Origin of the sequence: Bradyrhizobium genosp. L (assembly GCF_015624485.1) — a bacterium.
Lineage (GTDB): Bacteria > Pseudomonadota > Alphaproteobacteria > Rhizobiales > Xanthobacteraceae > Bradyrhizobium.
Genome location: NZ_CP061378.1, coordinates 410,993 through 427,578 on the forward strand (window position 1 = coordinate 410,993; position 16,586 = coordinate 427,578).

At 65.2% G+C, this 16,586-nt stretch carries 15 protein-coding genes; 11 read left to right on the forward strand and 4 right to left on the reverse strand.

Features of this window, described 5'->3' with window-relative positions; translation table 11 throughout:
* Positions 1–78 precede the first annotated feature (78 nt).
* From odhB to IC762_RS01970, 4 genes are all read left to right on the forward strand, one after another.
* Entirely contained in the window at positions 79–1,317 is a 1,239-nt protein-coding gene (gene odhB, locus IC762_RS01955) for a 2-oxoglutarate dehydrogenase complex dihydrolipoyllysine-residue succinyltransferase (RefSeq protein ID WP_195786983.1), read from the forward strand.
* Positions 1,318–1,390: 73 nt separating this feature from the next.
* Positions 1,391–2,140 carry an SDR family oxidoreductase gene (locus IC762_RS01960; protein WP_195786984.1) on the forward strand — a complete coding sequence of 250 codons (750 nt, stop codon included), beginning with the start codon at positions 1,391–1,393 and terminating at the stop codon, positions 2,138–2,140.
* Positions 2,141–2,155: 15 nt separating this feature from the next.
* Complete coding sequence (gene lpdA, locus IC762_RS01965) at positions 2,156–3,556, forward strand: dihydrolipoyl dehydrogenase (protein ID WP_195786985.1); 1,401 nt, start codon at positions 2,156–2,158, stop codon at positions 3,554–3,556.
* A gap of 36 nt (positions 3,557–3,592) precedes the next feature.
* A complete protein-coding gene (locus IC762_RS01970; RefSeq protein ID WP_195786986.1) occupies positions 3,593–4,123 on the forward strand; it encodes a hypothetical protein in 531 nt (176 codons plus the stop codon).
* A gap of 273 nt (positions 4,124–4,396) precedes the next feature.
* Here IC762_RS01970 and IC762_RS01975 read toward each other — a convergent pair whose 3' ends face one another.
* The gene (locus IC762_RS01975; RefSeq protein ID WP_195786987.1) at positions 4,397–4,987 is read right to left on the reverse strand and encodes a DUF4337 domain-containing protein; all 591 of its coding nucleotides are present in this window, start codon (positions 4,985–4,987) and stop codon (positions 4,397–4,399) included.
* A 136-nt stretch (positions 4,988–5,123) separates the two neighbouring features.
* On the reverse strand, positions 5,124–6,092 hold the full coding sequence (locus IC762_RS01980; protein WP_195786988.1) for a tyrosine recombinase XerC: 969 nt from the start codon (positions 6,090–6,092) through the stop codon (positions 5,124–5,126).
* A 94-nt stretch (positions 6,093–6,186) separates the two neighbouring features.
* Between IC762_RS01980 and IC762_RS01985 the strand changes: the two genes are divergently transcribed.
* Positions 6,187–8,397 carry a primosomal protein N' gene (locus IC762_RS01985; protein WP_195786989.1) on the forward strand — a complete coding sequence of 737 codons (2,211 nt, stop codon included), beginning with the start codon at positions 6,187–6,189 and terminating at the stop codon, positions 8,395–8,397.
* 278 nt (positions 8,398–8,675) lie between these two features.
* On the opposite strand, the gene IC762_RS01990 is transcribed toward IC762_RS01985, so the two are convergent.
* Positions 8,676–9,179, reverse strand: a complete 504-nt coding sequence (locus IC762_RS01990; protein ID WP_195786990.1) for a septal ring lytic transglycosylase RlpA family protein — start codon at positions 9,177–9,179, stop codon at positions 8,676–8,678.
* Between the two features lie 634 nt (positions 9,180–9,813).
* Between IC762_RS01990 and IC762_RS01995 the strand changes: the two genes are divergently transcribed.
* The 6 genes from IC762_RS01995 (at position 9,814) to IC762_RS02020 (ending at position 16,080) form a co-directional block, all read left to right on the forward strand.
* On the forward strand, positions 9,814–10,374 hold the full coding sequence (locus tag IC762_RS01995; protein WP_195786991.1) for a F0F1 ATP synthase subunit delta: 561 nt from the start codon (positions 9,814–9,816) through the stop codon (positions 10,372–10,374).
* Positions 10,374–11,903, forward strand: coding sequence for a F0F1 ATP synthase subunit alpha (gene atpA / locus IC762_RS02000; RefSeq protein ID WP_195786992.1), 1,530 nt, complete (start codon positions 10,374–10,376; stop codon positions 11,901–11,903). Before IC762_RS01995 ends, atpA begins: the two co-directional genes overlap by 1 nt.
* 90 nt (positions 11,904–11,993) lie before the next feature.
* The gene (locus IC762_RS02005; protein ID WP_195786993.1) at positions 11,994–12,878 is read left to right on the forward strand and encodes a F0F1 ATP synthase subunit gamma; all 885 of its coding nucleotides are present in this window, start codon (positions 11,994–11,996) and stop codon (positions 12,876–12,878) included.
* A gap of 27 nt (positions 12,879–12,905) precedes the next feature.
* Positions 12,906–14,348 carry a F0F1 ATP synthase subunit beta gene (atpD, locus tag IC762_RS02010; protein ID WP_195786994.1) on the forward strand — a complete coding sequence of 481 codons (1,443 nt, stop codon included), beginning with the start codon at positions 12,906–12,908 and terminating at the stop codon, positions 14,346–14,348.
* A gap of 117 nt (positions 14,349–14,465) precedes the next feature.
* A complete protein-coding gene (locus tag IC762_RS02015) occupies positions 14,466–14,873 on the forward strand; it encodes a F0F1 ATP synthase subunit epsilon (protein WP_195786995.1) in 408 nt (135 codons plus the stop codon).
* 250 nt (positions 14,874–15,123) lie between these two features.
* The gene (locus tag IC762_RS02020) at positions 15,124–16,080 is read left to right on the forward strand and encodes an AraC family transcriptional regulator (RefSeq protein ID WP_195786996.1); all 957 of its coding nucleotides are present in this window, start codon (positions 15,124–15,126) and stop codon (positions 16,078–16,080) included.
* A gap of 1 nt (position 16,081) precedes the next feature.
* Here IC762_RS02020 and IC762_RS02025 read toward each other — a convergent pair whose 3' ends face one another.
* A complete protein-coding gene (locus IC762_RS02025; RefSeq protein WP_195786997.1) occupies positions 16,082–16,585 on the reverse strand; it encodes an RNA pyrophosphohydrolase in 504 nt (167 codons plus the stop codon).
* Between the last annotated feature and the right edge of the window lies 1 nt (position 16,586).

Consider the following 16,586-nt stretch of genomic DNA (forward strand, 5'->3'; position numbering starts at 1 on the left):
AGTACCGGATCGTTCGCATTTGGCGAGCGGTGGCCGTACAAGTTTTACGACCGCAGGGTTGATCTGAGGAAAAAGACCATGACTGAAATTCGCGTTCCAACGCTCGGCGAATCCGTGACGGAGGCCACCATCGGCCGCTGGTTCAAGAAGGCGGGTGACGCCGTCGCGGTGGACGAGCCGTTGGTGGAGCTGGAGACCGACAAGGTCACGATCGAGGTGCCGGCGCCGGCCGCGGGCACGCTCGGCGAGATCATCGCCAAGGACGGCGAGACGGTCGCCGTCGGCGCGCTGCTCGGCCAGATCAATGAGGGCGCCGCGCCCGCGGCGAGGCCTGCCGCTGCCGCGCCTGCCAAGGCTGCGGCGCCTGCCGCCGCAGCCGCGCCGGCCCCCGCCGCGCCGAAGGCCCCGCCGGCCGACGCGCCGCTCGCGCCCTCGGTCCGCAAGCTCTCGGCCGAGAGCGGCGTCGATGCCTCGACCGTCCCCGGCTCGGGCAAGGACGGCCGCGTCACCAAGGGCGACATGCTGGCCGCGATCGAGAAGGCCGCCTCGACGCCGACCCCGGTCAATCAGCCGGCCGCTGCCGTGCAAGTGCGCGCACCGTCGCCGGCGGACGACGCCGCGCGCGAGGAGCGCGTCAAGATGACGCGGCTGCGCCAGACCATCGCGCGCCGCCTGAAGGACGTGCAGAACACCGCCGCGATGCTGACGACCTTCAACGAGGTCGACATGACCAACGTGATGGCGTTGCGCGCGCACTACAAGGATGCGTTCGAGAAGAAGCACGGCGTCAAGCTCGGCTTCATGGGATTCTTCACCAAGGCCTGCGTGCAGGCGCTGAAGGACATTCCCGCCGTCAACGCCGAGATCGACGGCTCCGACCTGATCTACAAGAACTACTATCACGTCGGTGTCGCGGTCGGCACCGACCGCGGCCTGGTGGTGCCGGTGGTGCGCGACTGCGACCACAAGTCGATCGCCGATATCGAGAAATCGATCGCCGATTACGGCCGCCGTGCCCGCGACGGTCAGCTCAAGATCGACGAGATGCAGGGCGGCACCTTCACCATCACCAATGGCGGCATCTACGGCTCGCTGATGTCGACGCCGATCCTCAACGCGCCGCAGTCCGCCATCCTCGGCATGCACAAGATCCAGGAGCGGCCGATGGTGGTCGGCGGCAAGATCGAGGCCCGCCCGATGATGTATCTGGCGCTGTCCTACGATCACCGGGTGATCGACGGCAAGGAAGCGGTCACCTTCCTGGTGCGCGTCAAGGAGAGCCTCGAGGATCCGGCCCGCCTGGTGCTGGACCTCTGAGGTCGTCTCGCGTGTGACGCCCGCGAGGCGCGGGTGTCACGATCGGTTGGGTAAACAAAGTTTGGGGATCAATGTGACGGACAAGGTCGTTGTCATCACCGGCGGCAGCCGCGGCATCGGCCGCGCCGCCGCGCTCGCCGTTGCCGCGCGCGGCTATCGCGTCGTGGTCGGCTATGCCAGCAACAAGGACGCTGCCGACGAGGTGGTCGCCCAGATCTCGGCCTGCAACGGTAACGCCATCGCGGTGAAATGCGATGTTGCCGAGGAAGGCGATATCCTCGAACTGTTCAAGGCTGCGGACAAGTTCGGCACGCTGGGCGCTCTGGTCAACAATGGCGGCATCGTCGGCAAGAGCGGCGTGCGCGTCGACGAGATGTCGGCCGAGCGCATCCAGCGCGTGCTGGCGGTCAACGTCACCGGCTCCATGCTTTGCGCGCGCGAAGCGGTGAAGCGGATGTCGACCAGGCACGGCGGCAAGGGCGGCGTCATCGTCAACTTGTCCTCGGTCGCGGCCAGGCTCGGCGCGCCCAACACCTATGTCGATTACGCGGCCTCCAAGGGCGCGATCGATTCGTTCACCGTCGGCCTCGGTCATGAAGTCGCGGGCGAGGGCATCCGCGTTGCGGGCATTCGTCCCGGCCTGATCGACACCGACATCCACGCCGCGGGCGGTGAGCCCGATCGTGCGCATCGGCTCGCGCACATGGTCCCGATGAAGCGGGTGGGACAGGCCGAAGAAATCGCAAACGCCATCGTCTGGCTGATCTCGGACGAGGCTTCCTATGTCACCAGTGCGATCCTCGACGTGTCGGGCGGTCGCTAGCTACAGGATCCAATCATGGCTTCTTACGATCTCGTCGTCATCGGCACCGGGCCCGGCGGCTATGTCTGCGCGATCCGCGCGGCGCAACTCGGCATGAAGGTCGCCGTCGTCGAGAAGAACGCGACGCTCGGCGGCACCTGCCTCAATGTCGGCTGCATGCCGTCGAAGGCGCTGTTGCATGCCTCCGAGATGTTCGAGGAAGCCGAGCATTCCTTCGCCAAGATGGGCGTCAGCGTCCCGGCGCCGAAGCTCGATCTGCCGGCGATGATGAACTTCAAGCAGCAGGGCATCGACGGCAACGTCAAGGGCGTCGAGTTCCTGATGAAGAAGAACAAGATCGACGTGCTCAAGGGCACCGGCAAGATCCTCGGCGCCGGAAAGCTCGAAGTCTCCGGCGACGGCAAGACCGAGACCGTCGAGACCAAGAACATCGTGATCGCCACCGGCTCCGACATCGCGCGGCTGAAGGGCATCGAGATCGACGAGAAGCGCATCGTGTCGTCGACCGGCGCGCTGTCGCTGGAGAAGGTGCCGTCGAGCCTGCTGATCGTCGGCGCCGGCGTGATCGGGCTCGAGCTCGGCTCGGTCTGGCATCGCCTCGGTGCCAAGGTCACCGTGGTGGAATTCCTCGACCGCATCCTGCCCGGCATGGATGGCGAGGTGGCCAAGCAATTCCAGCGCATCCTGGAAAAGCAGGGTTTTGCGTTCAAGCTCGGCGCCAAGGTCACCTCGGTCGATACTTCGGGCAAGACGCTGGCCGCCAAGGTCGAGCCGGCGGCAGGCGGTGCCGCGGAGACGATCGAAGCCGACGTCGTGCTGGTCTGCATCGGCCGCGTGCCCTACACCGAGGGCCTCGGGCTGAAGGAAGCCGGCGTCGCGCTCGACAATCGCGGGCGTGTCGAGATCGACCACCACTTCGCGACCAACGTGAAGGGGATCTACGCCATCGGCGATGTCGTCGCCGGACCGATGCTGGCGCACAAGGCGGAGGACGAAGGCGTCGCCTGCGCCGAGATCATCGCGGGCCAGGCGGGCCATGTGAACTATGATGTCATTCCAGGCGTTGTGTATACCACGCCGGAAGTATCGTCAGTCGGCAAGACCGAGGAAGACCTCAAGCAGGCCGGTGTCGCGTATACCGTCGGCAAGTTTCCCTTCACGGCCAATGGCCGCTCCAAGGTCAACCAGACCACGGACGGCTTCGTGAAGGTTCTCGCAGATGCGAAGACGGATCGGGTACTCGGCGTGCATATCGTCGGCCGCGAAGCCGGCGAAATGATCCATGAAGCCTGCGTTCTGATGGAATTCGGCGGCTCCGCCGAGGATCTGGCGCGCACCTGCCACGCCCATCCGACCCGCTCCGAGGCCATCAAGGAAGCCGCGCTTGCGGTCGGCAAACGCGCCATCCATATGTGATCGATGCCCGGCGCGCGCCGGGTGGAGATGACATCGATGCTGCGCCGCCTGCTTCAGCCGTTCTGGGTCCTGCTTGCGATCATCTTTTTGATCGAGGCTTGGCTATGGGACCACCTCGAGCCGATCGTCGCGCGCGTGGTGGCGGCGATCCCGCTGCGTGCGCTGAAGCAATGGTTGGCGCGGCAGGTCGGCTCGCTGTCGCCGGCGATGACGCTGATCGTTTTCGCCGTGCCGGGGATCATGCTGTTTCCGCTCAAGCTCATTGGTTTGTGGCTGCTGGCGCATGGCTTCTGGCTGAGTGCAGTGTCGCTCATCGTGCTTGCCAAGTTCGTCGGCGTCGGTGTCACCGCGTTCCTGTTTGACGTGACGCGGCCGAAGTTGATGCAGATGGGCTGGTTCCAGACGCTCTATGATTTCGTGATGGGACTGCGCGCCAAGGCGACCGAACTGGTCGAGCCGGTCAAGCGGCGCGTGCTGGAAATCCTGCGCGGCGATGGTGAGGGTTGGTCAGCCCGCATGTTTCGCCTGATCGCGCGCTTCCGCAAGAGCGTGCACCAGGCGCGCTAGTCTCTTTCCGCACGAGACATTCAGCCCCGTTATGAATGACTCACAAGCGGTACCAAACATTCGATGTCGTCGCGGCGAAGGCCGGGACCCATAGCCATCGAACGCAATTGTTGCGCAACGCCGGGGCCACAGCGTTTTCCAACAACTCGACCCTGTGGTGATGGGTCCCGGCCTTCGCCGGGACGACATCGAATGTTTGACGTCGCTCGTCCGTTACAGATTCGTACGCTCTCAGGACGACGGTCCAGCGATTAGAACGCTCGTCCCACAGCTTCAATGCAGCGGCAGCAGATGCGGCTGGAACAGGCCGAGCACGGTCATCAGGATGCCCGCGAGCGTCACCAGGCCGGACACCCAGGCCAGCGCTGCGATGCCTGTGATGATGGTCGCAGACGCCAGCACGATGGCGATCTGGAAGGCGGCCGAGGCCAGCTCGAAGTGGTGATACTTGGCGGTGGACTCGTCGCGCTCGTGCTCGGCGTGCTTGGCGCGCTCGGCGAGCTGCTCCGAGCCCTCGCCGGTCTCCGGCTCCGAGCGATAGCGCGCTGCGGTCTTCTGCCAGTCGTCGATCTGCTTCTGCAGCGCAGCCTTGGCGGCCTCGTCGGTGGTGGTGCCGAGGGTTAGCTTGCCCTGCTCGGCCGCGGTTTGCACATTGGTGCGGCGGATGCTCTTGGCCTGGAAGAACGCCCAGAGGTTGGAGGCCTCGACATTCTTGCTGATCGTTTCGGTCTGCGCGCCCTTGCCGAGCGTTTCCGACAGCGCCAGGCACAGCGCGATCACCGCGATCAGAAGTGCGATCTTCTTGTTCTCACCGGAGGCATGCTCGGCATGCTCCGCGTGCTCCATGCTTTCATGTGCGCTCATGATTCCCCCTCCGGATGAGACCGCGCCACGATTGCCGAATGTGGCGCGCAACGCAAGGGGCGAGCGGTTTATGGCGGGCGTATGAATGTGAACGTCGCCGTGCGCTACGTCACGTTTTCTGCGCCGTGCCGGACGCTCAGCCGCGCGGATGCGCCGAGCGATAGACCTCGAGCAGGCGTTCGCTGTCGATGCCGGTGTAGATCTGCGTGGTCGACAGCGACGCGTGACCGAGCAATTCCTGGATCGCGCGCAGATCGCCGCCGCGGCTCAGCAGGTGGGTGGCAAAGGAGTGCCGCAGCGCATGCGGCGTCGCGCTGTCGGGCAGGCCGAGCGCGCCGCGCAGCCGCTCCATCGTGAGCTGGATGATGCGCGGGCTCAGCGGCCCGCCGCGGGCGCCGACGAACATCGGTCCGGTCGGGCCGAGCTGGTGCGGGCAGATCGCCGCGTAGTCCGCGATCAGTTGCAGCACGTTCTGCAGCACCGGCACCATGCGGGTCTTGTTGCCCTTGCCGGTGACGATGAGCACGTCGCCTTCACCGGGCTTCGGCACATCGCGGCGCTTCAGGCCCAGCGCCTCGGAGATGCGCAGGCCCGAACCATAGAGCAACGCCATGACCGCGGCATCGCGCACCAGGATCCAGGTCTCGCGGGTCTCGCCGGCGCGCTCGTCGGCATCGGTGAAGCGCTTTGCCGCTTCCATGTGGATCGGCTTCGGCAGGCTCTTCGCCACCTTGGGCGCGCGGATCGCCGAGAGCGCGCCGACCTTGCCCTTGCCTTCGCGCTCCAGGAAGCGCCCGAACGAACGCAGGCCCGCCAAGGCCCGCATCAGCGAGCGGCTGCCTATCTCTTCCGTGCGCCGCATCGCCATGAAGGCGCGGACGTCGCTGGCCTCCAGTCCGGCAAACGCTTTGAGCGTCACCTGCGCACCCCAATGTTCGGCCAGGAAGCCGAGGCATTGCCGGACGTCGCGGGCGTAAGCCTCCAATGTCTTCGGCGACAGCCGCCGCTCGGCGCGCAGATGTGACAGCCAGCGCGTCATCTCCTGCGTGACGGTCGCGTCGGCGCAATCGAGCTCGATCGGTTGAACGGGTTCTGTCCGGGCCATGAGGGGCTATTGGCGCTGCAATTCTCCTGATTATATCGCACTTCTTTCGTTTACCCTTCGCTAAGGCGGCGAAGCGGTGCTAGGCCGACTCCCGATGGATCACACCACGCGCAGCAGCACGACGTCCGCATCGGCGACACGTATCGTCGACGTGCTGGTGCCCGTCGCGCTGAACCAGACCTATTCCTACCGCGTCCCGCGCGGCATGGAGCTCGTGCCCGGCGACGTGATCGCGGTTCCGCTCGGGCCGCGCGAGGTCGTCGCGGTGGTGTGGGCCGAGAACGCCCAGCCCGATCCACGGCTGCACAACCGGCTCAAGGACGTCAGCGAGAAGCTCGACGTGCCGCCGCTGCGCGGCGAACTGCGCCAACTGGTCGACTGGGTCTCCAATTACACCCTGTCGGCACGCGGCATGGTGCTGCGGATGTCGCTGCGCATGGGCGAGAATCTCGGGCCGGAGCGCACGCGCCTCGGCGTCCGCCTCGTCGGCGCCGCGCCACAGCGCCTGACGCCGGCGCGGCGGCGGGTCATCGAGGTGCTGTCGGACGGCCTGCTGCACGGCAAGTCAGACGCGGCGCGGGAGGCCGGCGTCAGTTCCGGAGTGGTCGACGGCCTGGTCGACGAGGGCACGCTGGCGGTCGAGGCGATGCCGCCGCCGGCGCCGCCACCGGCTCCCGATCCCGGCTACGCGCAACCGGATTTCTCGCGTGACCAGCGCAGCGCGGTCGACATGATGCGGACGCTCGCCGCGAGCGGCAGCTTCCACGTCGCGCTGCTCGACGGCGTCACCGGATCAGGCAAGACCGAAGTCTATTTCGAGGCGATCGCCGAAAACATCCGCCGCGGCAGGCAGTCGCTGATCCTGATGCCGGAGATCGCGCTGACCGGCCAGTTTCTCGACCGCTTCTCGCAGCGTTTTGGCGTGCGGCCCTTGGAATGGCACTCGGAGCTGACGCCGCGCACCCGCGCGCGCAACTGGGCCGCGATCTCCGAAGGCAAGGCGCCGGTCGTGGTCGGCGCCCGCTCGGCGCTGTTCCTGCCCTATGCCGATCTCGGGCTGATCATCGTCGACGAGGAGCACGACCAGGCCTACAAGCAGGACGACGGCGCGCATTATCACGCCCGCGACATGGCGGTGGTTCGCGCCCATATCGCGAAAATCCCGATCGTGCTGGCGTCGGCGACGCCGTCGGTCGAGAGCGAGGTCAATGCGCGCAAGGGGCGCTATCAGCGCGTGGCGCTGCCGTCGCGGTTCGGCGGCCAGCACATGCCGCATATCGAGGCGATCGACATGCGGCGCGCGCCGCCGCCGCGCGGCCGCTTCATCTCGCCGCCGCTGGCCGAGCAGATCCGCTACGCGATCGAGCGGCGCGAGCAGGCGCTGCTGTTTCTCAATCGCCGCGGCTACGCGCCGCTGACGCTGTGCCGCGCCTGCGGCCACCGCTTTGCCTGCACGATCTGCGATGCGTGGCTGGTCGATCACCGATTCCGCCAGCGGCTGGTCTGCCACCACTGCGGCTTCTCGATGCCGCGTCCGAACATCTGTCCGCATTGTTCGGCGGAGGAATCGCTGGTCGCGGTCGGCCCCGGCGTCGAGCGCTTGCAGGAGGAGGCGGCGGCAATCTTCCCGGAAGCGCGCACCATGGTGCTGTCCAGCGACCTCATCATCTCGATCGAGACGATGCGGAGCGAGCTCAACGAGATCGCCGAGGGCCGCGTCGACATCATCATCGGCACCCAGCTGGTGGCCAAGGGGCACAATTTCCCGCGGCTCAATCTGGTCGGCGTGGTCGATGCGGATCTTGGCCTCAGCAACGGCGATCCGCGGGCTGCGGAACGGACGTTCCAGCTGCTGAACCAGGTGGTCGGCCGCGCCGGCCGCGAGCAGGGCCGCGGCGTCGGCTATCTGCAGACCCATCAGCCGGAGCACCCGGTCATCAAGGCGCTGATCGCGAACGACCGCGAGGCGTTCTACGCCAGCGAGATCGACATCCGCGAGCGCACCGGCTATCCGCCGTTCGGCAGGCTGGCGAGCCTGATCATCTCCGCCGGAGATCGTCCGACCGCCGAAGGCTTTGCGCGCAAGCTCGCCGCGGTCGCGCCGCTCGACGAGCGCATCCAGGTGCTCGGCCCCGCCGAGGCACCGCTGGCGGTCATCAAGGGCCGCTATCGTTTCCGCTTGCTGGTGAAGTCGCTGCGCAATGTCGACCTGTCGCAGTATCTGCGTGAATGGCTGGCAGCCGGCCCCAAGACCAAGGGCAATCTGAAGCTCGAGGTCGATGTCGATCCGCAGAGCTTTTTGTAATTTTCCAGGACTGTCATTCCGGGGCGCGCGAAGCGCGAGCCCGGAATCCATTCATCACCAACGCTGCGGCCTGATGGATTCCGGGCTCGTCGCTTCGCGCCACCCCGGAATGACGAAAAACAAAAGGCCTGCCATCATTCGCGACGGCAGGCCCTTGCTTGGCACGCGATGGAGGTTTTCGCGGGCCGATACGCAACGCTACGCTACGCTTACTGGAGCATGATCCGGAAAAGTGGAAACCGGTTTTCCGAGAAGATCATGCTCAATAGAGAAGGCGCTTACGAGACGACCTCGGCGGTGACACGGCCGACGCCGGCGCCGGTCAGGCCGATGGCGCGAGCTGCGCCGGTGGAGAGGTCGAGCACGCGGCCGCGGACGAACGGGCCGCGATCGTTGATGGTGACGATGACGCTGCGGCCACCATGGGTGACGCGGAGCCTGGTGCCGAACGGCAGCGAGCGATGGGCTGCGGTCATGGCATTCTGGTTGAAGCGCTGCCCGGAGGCCGTGCGGCTGCCGGACTCATTGCCGTAGAACGAAGCCATCCCCGAGAACGAGTGGCCGCCGCCGGACGACTGGATCGAAGCATTGGCATCGCGCCAGGCCGACCCCTCGGCGCGGGCGTGATGATGGTGGTGGCGGTGATAGCTGTGATGGTGGTGGTGCCTGGACCTGGCGGATGCTTCAGTCACGCTGCCCCCAAACACGATGCTCGCAGCAACAATGGCAAGCGCCGTACGCGACTGGGTGACGCCCAGAACCAACTTCTTGATATTCGACATTGATTTAAGACCCTCAGACAGTATTGCCACAACTATGGCAAGTGGAACCCCCGTCCCGTCGTTGACCAAGGCCGTTTGGTTTCGCAATGCGGCGTGAATTGGGCAGTAAACCCGGACTGTCTCCGGTTGAAACATCTTGTTACCGCCTGCGGCTACTCAAGCCATGTTCTGTAATCTTCGCCTTTAACCGATTTTTAACGAATTATTTACTTAACAATACTGTATAGCGATACAGCTGTAAGTTTTCAGTAAGTATTCGCCAAATGGAACGTGGCGCTCGCCGATGGTTCCAAATGCATCCGCGCATGGCCCCATGCAAATCCGTAGCGGAACCAAACCGAGACGGGTGGCGGGCGGAAACAAGTGGCAGATTCGCGCGTGCAGAATTTTCCGATTCGGGCTCCGGCGAACGCCACGTCGAAGGATGTGCGACATCGCGGCACCGGTCGTGCCGTCATGTTGCACCTGCGCGATTGCTATGTTAGCAAAGCCCGCGATTTTAACGGTCCCGGCACGTCCTGTGCCGGTCGAAAATCGAAGTCCCGCTTGAATTCCAAGGGGTTGGATCGCTGGGCGCTGCTTCGGTGGCGACGGTTTCTCCCTTGCGAATTTGACAGCAAAAAAGAGCGAGCTCGTGGCTGCTGAAGATCCGTCCGTATCGGGAGTGTCCGGCCGTTATGCAACGGCGTTGTTCGAGTTGGCGCGCGACGAGAAATCCGTCGATGCAGTGAAGGCCGATCTCGACCGTTTCGAGGCGATGCTGAACGAGAGCGCCGATCTCAAGCGTCTCGTGCGCAGTCCGGTGTTCTCCGCCGAGGCGCAGTCGAAGGCGCTGGCCGTGCTGCTCGACAAGGCCGGCATTTCCGGCACCGCCGCCAAATTTCTCAAGGTGCTCACCGCCAATCGCCGCCTGTTCGCGGTGGCCGATGTGATCCGCGCCTATCGCGCGCTGGTGGCGAAGTTCAAGGGCGAGGCGACCGCCGAGGTTACCGTCGCCGAGCAGCTCAATGACAAGAATCTCGACGCGCTGAAGACCGCACTGAAAGCAGTGACGGGCAAGGACGTCGCGCTCAACGTGAAGGTCGATCCCTCCATTATCGGTGGCCTGGTGGTCAAGCTCGGCAGCCGCATGGTGGATAGTTCGCTTCGCACCAAACTCAATTCGATCAAGAACGCGATGAAAGAGGCAGGCTGATGGACATCCGCGCCGCAGAAATTTCTGCGATCCTCAAGGACCAGATCAAGAATTTCGGCCAGGAAGCCGAAGTCACCGAAGTCGGCCAGGTGCTGTCGGTCGGCGACGGTATCGCCCGCGTCTACGGTCTCGACAACGTCCAGGCCGGTGAGATGGTCGAGTTCGAGAACGGCACCCGCGGCATGGCGCTGAACCTCGAAACCGACAACGTCGGTATCGTGATCTTCGGCGCGGACCGCGAGATCAAGGAAGGCCAGACCGTCAAGCGGACCCGCGCCATCGTGGACGCGCCGATCGGCAAGGGCCTGCTCGGCCGCGTCGTCGACGCGCTCGGCAACCCGATCGACGGCAAGGGACCGATCCAGGCCACCGAGCGCAAGCGCGTCGACGTCAAGGCGCCCGGCATCATTCCGCGCAAGTCGGTGAACGAGCCGATGGCGACCGGCCTGAAGGCGATCGATGCGTTGATCCCGATCGGCCGCGGCCAGCGCGAGCTGATCATCGGCGACCGCCAGACCGGCAAGACCGCGATCGCGCTCGACACCATCCTGAACCAGAAGCCGCTCAACGCCCAGCCGGACGAGAACCTCAAGCTGTATTGCGTCTACGTCGCGATCGGCCAGAAGCGTTCCACCGTCGCGCAGTTCGTCAAGGTGCTCGAAGAGCAGGGTGCGCTGGAATACTCGATCATCGTCGCCGCGACCGCATCCGATCCGGCGCCGATGCAGTACATCGCGCCGTTCACCGCCTGCACCATGGGCGAGTACTTCCGCGACAACGGCATGCACGCCGTGATCATCTATGACGATCTGTCCAAGCAGGCCGTCGCCTATCGCCAGATGTCGCTGCTGCTGCGCCGCCCGCCGGGCCGCGAAGCCTATCCGGGCGACGTGTTCTATCTGCATTCCCGCCTGCTCGAGCGCGCGGCGAAGCTCAACAAGGACCACGGCTTGGGCTCGCTGACCGCGTTGCCGGTGATCGAAACCCAGGCCAACGACGTGTCGGCCTACATTCCGACCAACGTGATTTCGATCACCGACGGCCAGATCTTCCTGGAGACCGATTTGTTCTTCCAGGGCATCCGTCCCGCGGTGAACGTCGGTCTGTCGGTGTCGCGCGTCGGTTCGTCGGCGCAGACCAAGGCGACCAAGAAGGTCGCTGGCAAGATCAAGGGCGAGCTGGCGCAGTACCGCGAAATGGCAGCGTTCGCGCAGTTCGGCTCCGACCTCGACGCCTCGACCCAGCGCCTGCTCAACCGCGGCTCGCGCCTGACCGAGCTGTTGAAGCAGCCGCAGTTCTCGCCGCTGAAGATGGAAGAGCAGGTTTGCGTGATCTGGGCCGGCACCAACGGCTATCTCGATCCGCTGCCGCTCAACAAGGTGAAGGCGTTCGAGGACGGCCTGTTGTCGCTGCTGCGCGGCAAGAACGTCGAGATCCTCGACGCGATCCGCACCAGCCGCGATCTCTCCGACGATACTGCCGCGAAGCTGAAGACGGTCGTCGAAGGCTTCGCCAAGACGTTTGCATAAACAAGGGGCGTCGCCCGGCGCTGCGCCGGGCGTGACGAACAGAGGCTTGCGATCTGACCGTTGCGGTCGGATCGCCGGGGTGGACGAAGAATGGCGTCACTGAAAGATATGCGGGTCCGCATCGCCTCGACCAAGGCGACGCAGAAGATCACCAAGGCCATGCAGATGGTCGCGGCTTCCAAGCTGCGCCGGGCGCAGACCGCCGCCGAATCGGCGCGGCCCTATGCCGAGAAGATGGACGCGGTGATTTCCAACATCGCCTCCGCGGCCAAGGGCTCGCCCGGCGCGCCGACACTGCTCGCCGGCACCGGCAAGGATCAGGTGCATCTCCTCCTGGTCTGCACCGGCGAGCGCGGCCTGTCCGGCGCGTTCAACTCGGCCATCGTGCGCCTCGCGCGCGAACGGGCAAATTCGCTGATCGCACAGGGTAAAGAGGTCAAGTTCTTCTGCGTCGGCCGCAAGGGCTACGAGCAGTTGCGCCGTACCTTCGATCGGCAGATCGTCGAGCATCTCGACCTTCGTTCGGTGCGCCAGCTCGGCTTCGTCAATGCCGAGGACATCGCCAAGAAGGTGCTGGCACGATTTGATGCCGGCGAGTTCGACGTCTGCACGCTGTTCTATTCGCGCTTCAAGTCGGTGATCGCCCAGATCCCGACGGCGCAGCAGATCATCCCGCTCGAGGTGACCGCGCCGGAGGCCAATGCCGGCGCCGGCCCGGCCACGTCGTACGAGTACGAGCCGGAAGAGGATGAAATCCTCACGGGTCTGCTGCCGCGCAATCTCGCGGTGCAGATCTTCCGTGCGCTGCTCGAGAACAACGCTTCGTTCTACGGCGCGCAGATGAGCGCGATGGACAACGCCACCCGCAACGCCGGCGAAATGATCCGCAAGCAGACCCTGATTTACAACCGAACCCGTCAGGCCCAGATCACGAAGGAGCTGATTGAAATCATCTCCGGCGCTGAGGCGGTCTAAGGCAAGATTTTCGAAGGAGAACAGTCCATGGCTACAGAAGCCAACCAGATCGGTCGCGTTACCCAGGTCACGGGCGCGGTGGTCGACGTGCAGTTCGAAGGCCACCTTCCGGCGATTCTGAATGCGCTCGAGACCAAGAACGGCGGCAATCGCCTGGTGCTCGAAGTCGCGCAGCATCTCGGTGAATCGACGGTGCGTACCATCGCGATGGATATCACCGAGGGTCTGGTGCGCGGCCAGGAAGTGACCGACACCGGCGAGCCGATCCGGGTGCCGGTCGGCGAAGGTACGCTCGGCCGCATCATCAACGTCATCGGCGAGCCGATCGACGAGGCGGGCCCGATCAAGTCTGACGGCCTGCGCGCCATCCACCAGGAAGCGCCGACCTACACCGACCAGTCGACGGAAGCCGAAATCCTCGTCACCGGCATCAAGGTCGTCGATCTCCTTGCTCCGTATGCGAAGGGTGGCAAGATCGGCCTGTTCGGCGGCGCCGGCGTCGGCAAGACCGTGCTGATTCAGGAGCTGATCAACAACGTCGCGAAGGCGCACGGCGGTTATTCCGTGTTCGCCGGCGTCGGCGAGCGCACCCGCGAAGGCAACGACCTCTATCACGAGTTCATCGAATCCAAGGTCAACGCCGATCCGCACAATCCGGATCCGGGCGTGAAGTCGAAGTGCGCGCTGGTGTTCGGCCAGATGAACGAGCCGCCGGGCGCCCGCGCCCGTGTCGGCCTCACCGGCCTGACGGTCGCCGAGCACTTCCGCGACCAGGGCCAGGACGTGCTGTTCTTCGTCGACAACATCTTCCGCTTCACCCAGGCAGGTTCGGAAGTGTCGGCGCTGCTCGGCCGCATCCCGTCGGCGGTGGGTTATCAGCCGACGCTGGCGACCGACATGGGCGCGCTGCAGGAGCGCATCACCACCACCCAGAAGGGCTCGATCACCTCGGTGCAGGCGATCTACGTGCCGGCCGACGACTTGACCGATCCGGCGCCCGCGACCTCGTTCGCGCATCTGGACGCCACCACGGTGCTGTCGCGCGCGATCTCGGAAAAGGGCATCTATCCGGCGGTGGACCCGCTCGACTCGACCTCGCGCATGCTGTCGGCGCTGGTCGTCGGCGAGGAGCACTACAACACCGCGCGCGTGGTTCAGCAGATCCTGCAGCGCTACAAGTCGCTGCAGGACATCATCGCCATTCTCGGCATGGACGAACTGTCGGAAGAGGACAAGCTGACCGTGGCGCGCGCCCGCAAGGTCGAGCGCTTCCTGTCGCAGCCGTTCCACGTCGCCGAAGTCTTCACCGGTTCGCCGGGCAAGTTCGTCGACCTCGCCGACACCATCAAGGGCTTCCGCGATCTCTGTGCGGGCAAGTACGACCACCTGCCGGAAGCGGCTTTCTACATGGTCGGCACCATCGAAGAAGCCGTCGAGAAGGGCAAGAAGCTCGCCGCCGAGGCGGCCTGAGCTTCATGATGTCGTCGTCGCCGGACTTGATCCGGCGATCCATCGAACGAGACCTGTTTTGACTGATGGACCCGCGGGTCGAGCCCGCGGGTGACAGCGCAAAGAAACGGAAAGACCATGGCTACCTTCCACTTCGATCTCGTCTCTCCCGAAAAGCTCGCCTTCTCCGGCGAGGTCGATCAGGTCGACGTCCCCGGCGTGGAAGGCGATTTCGGCGTGCTGGCCGGCCACGCGCCGGTTGTCGCCGCGGTTCGTCCGGGCATCCTGACGATCATCACTGCCGGCAAGCGCGAGAAGGTCATCGTGCTCGGTGGTCTCGCCGAGATGTCGGAGAAGGGCCTCACCGTGCTCGCCGACGTCGCAACGGCCATTGCCGACCTCGACCGTACCAAGTTCGCCGAGACGATCACCGAGATGCAGGAGAAGCTTTCCGAGAAGGAAGGCTCCGAACTGGACCACGCGATCGAGCGGCTCGATCACTTCAAGAGCATTCAGCACGAGCTCAACGCGACGGCGATGCATTAAGGCGCGGCGGCCGATCGCCATCGCATTTGTGTTTGCGGTCCGAGCGGAATCGCTTTGTGAAATCGCTCACAGTCCTGGATAAAAATTCAGCGCTCGCCAGCTCTTGGCGGGCGCTGATGCTTATTGCCTGCGGAACCGTCTGACGGCATTCTGCCGGCATATTTCGCATCCGGAGCTGATTCATGAAACGCAAGGTCGCTGCGATCTTTGCGGAAGGCATTGCAGGTGGTGATCGCGTGGACGCACCGCCGTGCTGACCTTCTCCACCGACGTCCTTCGCCCGCAAGATCGTTTCGAGCACTGGTGCGACGTGCGTGGCAAGAGCCTGTTCGGCGTCACCATCGAGCTCGATCGTAACAGGCGCGGCGAATTCGGCGGCCGCTTTTCCGCGACACCGGTCGGCAACGCCGTGCTGGCGGAGATGTCGGCGTCATCCTATCGGGTCAGCCGGACGTCCTCCGATATCGCCCGCGTGCCGAGCAACAGCGTGCACATCTCGTGGCAGGTCCGCGGACCCGGCCACCTCGATATCGGCCGCGGTCGCGTCCATGCCGTGCGCAACGGGGACCTCACATTCGGCCATTCCAATCTTCCGTTCGCGGGCACGCCGGAGCGGACCGACGGCTTTCACTTCTACAGCCTCAAGATCCCCGTCACCGATGAGCTGCTGCTCGGCGCGCGCGTCGAGGACCTGCCGCCGGTCGCGCTGGCACGCGATGCGGCGCTGACCCGGCTGATCGGCGCCATGCTGCGCTCCATGACGCGCGATCCCGCAGGTGCCGGGCAGTTCGCCGGCGACGTCACGCATATGGCGCGCTTGGCACTGCTGGGACGGGGCCGTCTGCGGCCGCGCCAGGACGAAATCCGCGCCGCATTGCACGCCGGCTATCTCCACGCCGCGCGCGAAATCCTGCTGCGCGATCTGCATCGCCCGTCGCTCACGCCGGCCGCGGTTGCGACCGAGCTCGGCATCTCGCTCCGGCAACTGCATGTGCTGTTCGAGCCGGGCGGGCTGTCGTTCGCCCGGTCGCTGACGGCGGCGCGGTTGCAGCTGGCACGGCGGCTGCTGTCGTCGATGCCGGCGCGCGGCATCGACGAAGTTGCCTTCTCGTGCGGCTTCGACAGCATTGCGACGTTCTACCGCGTGTTCCGCTCGGCGTTCGGCATGACACCGGGCGACGCGCGCGGCGTTCCGGTCGCGGAATAGTTTATCGTCCTGCGAATCGCGCGAACTGCGTCGCGACCGTGCGGTAGACGTCGCGGCGGAACGGGACCACGAGATCGGCGACGCGGTCGAGGCGCTCCCAGCGCCATTGATCGAATTCCGCCGGTTGGCCGTTGCGCGGCGTCAGCGGGTCGATCTCGTCATCGCGTCCCGTGAAGCGCAGCGCAAACCACTTCTGCCGCTGGCCGCGGAAATGCGCCAGCCGATGCGACGCCGGCGCATCGAAGGGCGGGAATTCGTAGGTCATCCAGTCGGTCTCGCCGAGATAGGCGGCACTGACCGCGCCGGTCTCTTCCCACAATTCGCGCATGACGGCCTGGCGCGGATCCTCGCCCGCATCGATCCCGCCCTGCGGCATCTGCCATTCGAGCCCGGGCAGGATGATCTCCGGCCCATCATCCTTGAAGCGGTGGCCGATCAGCACGCGTCCGTCAGTGTTGAACAACGCGATGCCCACATTGGGGCGATAGGGCTTGCTCGATGACATT

Bases quoted from the DNA above. Each gene is read 5' to 3' on its own strand.
- atpA (WP_195786992.1), top strand. From the start codon at position 10,374: ATGGACATCCGCGCCGCAGAAATTTCTGCGATCCTCAAGGACCAGATC.
- IC762_RS01985 (WP_195786989.1), top strand. From the start codon at position 6,187: ATGGATCACACCACGCGCAGCAGCACGACGTCCGCATCGGCGACACGT.
- IC762_RS02005 (WP_195786993.1), top strand. From the start codon at position 11,994: ATGGCGTCACTGAAAGATATGCGGGTCCGCATCGCCTCGACCAAGGCG.
- atpD (WP_195786994.1), top strand. From the start codon at position 12,906: ATGGCTACAGAAGCCAACCAGATCGGTCGCGTTACCCAGGTCACGGGC.
- IC762_RS02025 (WP_195786997.1), bottom strand. From the start codon at position 16,585: ATGTCATCGAGCAAGCCCTATCGCCCCAATGTGGGCATCGCGTTGTTC.
- odhB (WP_195786983.1), top strand. From the start codon at position 79: ATGACTGAAATTCGCGTTCCAACGCTCGGCGAATCCGTGACGGAGGCC.
- IC762_RS02015 (WP_195786995.1), top strand. From the start codon at position 14,466: ATGGCTACCTTCCACTTCGATCTCGTCTCTCCCGAAAAGCTCGCCTTC.
- IC762_RS01980 (WP_195786988.1), bottom strand. From the start codon at position 6,092: ATGGCCCGGACAGAACCCGTTCAACCGATCGAGCTCGATTGCGCCGAC.
- IC762_RS01975 (WP_195786987.1), bottom strand. From the start codon at position 4,987: ATGAGCGCACATGAAAGCATGGAGCACGCGGAGCATGCCGAGCATGCC.
- IC762_RS01990 (WP_195786990.1), bottom strand. From the start codon at position 9,179: ATGTCGAATATCAAGAAGTTGGTTCTGGGCGTCACCCAGTCGCGTACG.
- lpdA (WP_195786985.1), top strand. From the start codon at position 2,156: ATGGCTTCTTACGATCTCGTCGTCATCGGCACCGGGCCCGGCGGCTAT.
- IC762_RS01970 (WP_195786986.1), top strand. From the start codon at position 3,593: ATGCTGCGCCGCCTGCTTCAGCCGTTCTGGGTCCTGCTTGCGATCATC.